The sequence below is a fragment of the Pedobacter sp. 01N416 genome (assembly GCF_056399685.1).
This window is the reverse complement of record NZ_JBFTRT010000549.1, coordinates 1-3366: the sequence shown is the minus strand read 5'-3', so window position 1 is coordinate 3366 and position 3366 is coordinate 1. Positions and strand designations below refer to the sequence as shown.

At 36.7% G+C, this 3366-nt stretch carries 5 protein-coding genes; 1 reads left to right on the top strand and 4 read right to left on the bottom strand.

From position 1 onward, the window contains the following. A partial coding sequence (locus AC1DND_RS23325; protein ID WP_477584976.1) for a type II toxin-antitoxin system VapC family toxin occupies positions 1–287 on the top strand: 287 nt, incomplete at its 5' end. Between the two features lie 60 nt (positions 288–347). Here the strand turns inward: AC1DND_RS23325 and AC1DND_RS23320 are convergent. The 4 genes from AC1DND_RS23320 to AC1DND_RS23305 form a co-directional block, all read right to left on the bottom strand. Continuing rightward, the gene (locus tag AC1DND_RS23320; RefSeq protein ID WP_477584975.1) at positions 348–1133 is read right to left on the bottom strand and encodes an outer membrane beta-barrel protein; all 786 of its coding nucleotides are present in this window, start codon (positions 1131–1133) and stop codon (positions 348–350) included. Positions 1134–1248: 115 nt separating this feature from the next. Next, positions 1249–2001 (bottom strand): hypothetical protein, encoded by a 753-nt coding sequence (locus tag AC1DND_RS23315; protein ID WP_477584974.1) that lies wholly within the window; start codon positions 1999–2001, stop codon positions 1249–1251. Continuing rightward, entirely contained in the window at positions 1982–2551 is a 570-nt protein-coding gene (locus tag AC1DND_RS23310; RefSeq protein ID WP_477584973.1) for an RNA polymerase sigma factor, read from the bottom strand. The genes AC1DND_RS23315 and AC1DND_RS23310 overlap by 20 nt, the downstream gene beginning before the upstream one ends. A gap of 399 nt (positions 2552–2950) precedes the next feature. Further along, positions 2951–3366, bottom strand: a 416-nt coding sequence (locus AC1DND_RS23305; RefSeq protein ID WP_477584972.1) for a hypothetical protein, incomplete at its 5' end; no start/stop codon positions are given.

The window sequence follows — 3366 nt, the reverse complement described above, 5'->3', positions numbered from 1 at the left end:
GTTTAATAATAGCCAACACGTATTATTTGTTGAGAAAACACTTTAATCATAAAGACATTTTGGCCGACTTTAAGATATTATTTACTTTTTTAGATATTTTAATAATTGACAAAAACGTTATTTTGACTTCAATCGATTCTGAATTCATAGATTTTGAAGATGCACTCCAAAATTTTTCGGCTGAAAACCATGGATCAATTAATGCTATAATTACGCGAAATATTAAAGATTATAAAAAGAGTAAGCTAAGTGTATTAACACCTACAATGTTTCTAAAAACATTATAAAATAAAAAATCCTGTCTCGCCTAACCGAAACAGGATCTGTTTTATTTGTGTGTTGCTGTTTTAATTTAAGCCGAAGGTAACCCCGAAACTCATATTTTTTAAGCCAGCTTGTTGAGTGGTAGTAAACATATCGTTAAAGTAATATTTGGTAAATAATCCTATACCACCATAGCCAAATCTAACTGTGCCTCCATAACGAACCGATTGAAAATGGTAGCTATCGTATTGTTTTTCTTTACCACGTTCTTCGCTTATCTGTTTAATTTTTCCGTTTAGCAAAAAGCTAACCTCCGGACCTAAAACCAGGTAAAATCTTTTGCTGTTTTTGTTTTCGCTGGTACGGAATTCGAAGTTTAAGGGAATGTGTACATAACTGCTCGAGAATCGGTTTTTTGAAAAATGTACAGGTGCCTGATCGGTAAATACAAATTCGTTAGCGTTTTTAGCAATAGTAATGTCTTTTCTTAAACGGATCAATGTCCAGTCGAACCCACCGGCTACATAAACCTTAAAGTTAGAGTTGAAACGGTAGCCCAATTGCAAAACATCGAAAGAGAAAGTACTGGTTTTGCCACCTTTATAATCCAAAAAATCGTTGTTTGGCGATAAGTTGAAACTGCCATTATCGATTAACCTGGAGAAACCTAAATCAACTCTGGTAAAAGTAATTCCGCCCACGAAACGGCCTTTTTTAACTGAATCTGTAGATTTGGTTTTAATGATGATACCATGTCCTTCACTATAATCCATTTTCTTTTTAGTACTATCTTGTTGTGCAAAAGCACCTTGAGCCATAACACCGGCAAGTCCGCTTACCAAAAGTGTTGTATAAATTAGACGTTTCATATATGTGTGTGTGTTGTTGAGTTATTGAATGAGTGAATTATTGAATGTTATAAAGTTGAATATGTAATATTTAAGGTTCAGATACTAGCAACTGTGAACTGATAATGAAAACTGTTTACTTCTTATTTCGTTTACCTATTTTAAATGGGCCGATATTGATCGATGCCAAAGAAGAATCATCATCATCGGTGCGGAACTGTATCAGCTTATCTTTTCTTTTGTCCATTTTATTAACAATGAGGTTTACCACATCCCCAACATTACGGATGCCTTTATTGCTCTGTTCGTTTTCGTTAACAGGATCGTCCGTTTTAACTGGCGTTGCAACAACAGCAGTTAAAATCTCTTCTTTTGGCTGTAAAATCGCCTCTTCGATTTTTGTGTTGATATCTTTTTTAGGTTCTTCAACTTTAGCTATAATTGTCTTTTGCATTTCAGGAGCCGTAACTATCCGCGGTTGTTCCACAGCAGGTTTAACGTCTTTTTTCACCTTTATTTTGGCAATAGCACTTACTGCCTTAGCTCGAACTGGCAAAACTGGTGTTATATTTTCAACTGGAGCAACAATTGTAGCCAAAGAATCTTTAACAACTGGCTCTTGTACCACTGGTTTCGCTTTTTCAATCGTGTTACTGGCCAATTGTTTACCTCTACTGCTGGTATTTTGCTGTTGATAAACCAAAATCCCAATCGTAGCGATCAATAATACAGCGGCCGCAGACAACCAATAAATCGGTATGATTCTTTTTTTCTTAGGTGCTATTTCACTTTCAATATTGCTCCATAAATCCCTCGAAGGCGTTACTTCCGCATCAGCAAAAGCATCCTTAAATAACTGATCAAAATCCTTATCCCGTATAGGTTGCATAACCAAATCCCTCCATTTTTATAATTTCTTCTTTTAATATCGCTCTTGCTCTCGACAGTTGCGATTTGCTCGCACCTTCTGAGATTCCAAGTGTTTCTCCAATTTCTTTGTGCGAATAGCCTTCAATTACGTACATGTTAAATACCATGCGGTAACCATCTGCCAATTTTTGTATCACATTCATTAAATCCTGCATCCCTAAAGTGCCAAAATCAAATCCGGTTGATGGTTGCTCGTAAGCTTCATCTATTTCAACCACATTTAAGCTGCGTAAATTTTTACGGTAACTTTCAATCGCGGTGTTCACCATAACCCTTCTAATCCAGCCTTCAAAAGAACCATCGCCTCTATACTCTTTTATTTTCTGGAAAATTTTAATATATCCCATCTGCAGCACATCTTCTGCCTCCATTCTATCTTTGGCGTAGCGCATACAAACGGCCAACATTTTCGATGCAGTTTGCTTGTAAAGCAGCTCCTGCATTTTCCGGTCGCCAGCTTTGCAGCCTTCCATCAAATCGTTTATCGTATAGCTTCGCGTCAATTTCATTGTGTGTTTGTAAATAGAAGATGGCAGATTACAAACAATGGTTGCATGAGGTGAGAAAAAAAGTTAAATAAAGTTAAAAATAACCAAACAACAGTTGATTATCAGCAAGATATAGTTGAAATATTTTTTCAAGAAAGATATTGTTTTTTATTTGGAAAGCAAAGGCAGGAGCATTTTTGAGGTGTTAATCCCGCTATTCGCTTCAAAGCCTTGGTTCGTTCCTCACCTTCGTGTTTTTCGCTGCTATCGGGTTTAATTGGCAGGGACTTCCGAAGTTTCAAAGGAGTAGGAACACAAAGGGGACCTCCGGATGGCTGTATAAGCATAAAACTCCGCAGGTTTTAGAAACCTGCGGAGTTTGAATCGGTATGAGTTTAATCACCCTAAACCCTACACCTTTTACCTCTCACCTTTCTTCACCTTAAACAATTTAAAATCCTGTTTGTAGGTCAAAAAGAATGAATGGTTAAACTGAAGTTGTTTATCGGTATGATCAAGATCAATATGCGGCTCGAAACGAACATCAAGGTATAAATGTGGGATTAACTCTTTTTGGTAAGCATAACGCAACGAAACAATGTTTCTAGCACTTTGCTTTAAGCCCGGACTGTACAGGTTATCTGAAACCGATTCATAAAGTGGCATACCTTTAATCGAAATAAAGTTGTTGCCTTTCCAGTAAGAAGCCACCAAACTGCCCCATTTACTTTCTACACCCGCATTTAACCATAGACCAAAGCCACCTTGGTAAGCTCTTCTTTTATCAGGTGAAAAATCTTTATACACCGCAATATAGTTGTCGGTATATGGTATAT

Excerpts from the sequence above, each read along its gene's own strand:
- AC1DND_RS23315 (WP_477584974.1), bottom strand. The coding sequence starts at position 2,001 with ATGCAACCTATACGGGATAAGGATTTTGATCAGTTATTTAAGGATGCT.
- AC1DND_RS23310 (WP_477584973.1), bottom strand. The coding sequence starts at position 2,551 with ATGAAATTGACGCGAAGCTATACGATAAACGATTTGATGGAAGGCTGC.
- AC1DND_RS23320 (WP_477584975.1), bottom strand. The coding sequence starts at position 1,133 with ATGAAACGTCTAATTTATACAACACTTTTGGTAAGCGGACTTGCCGGT.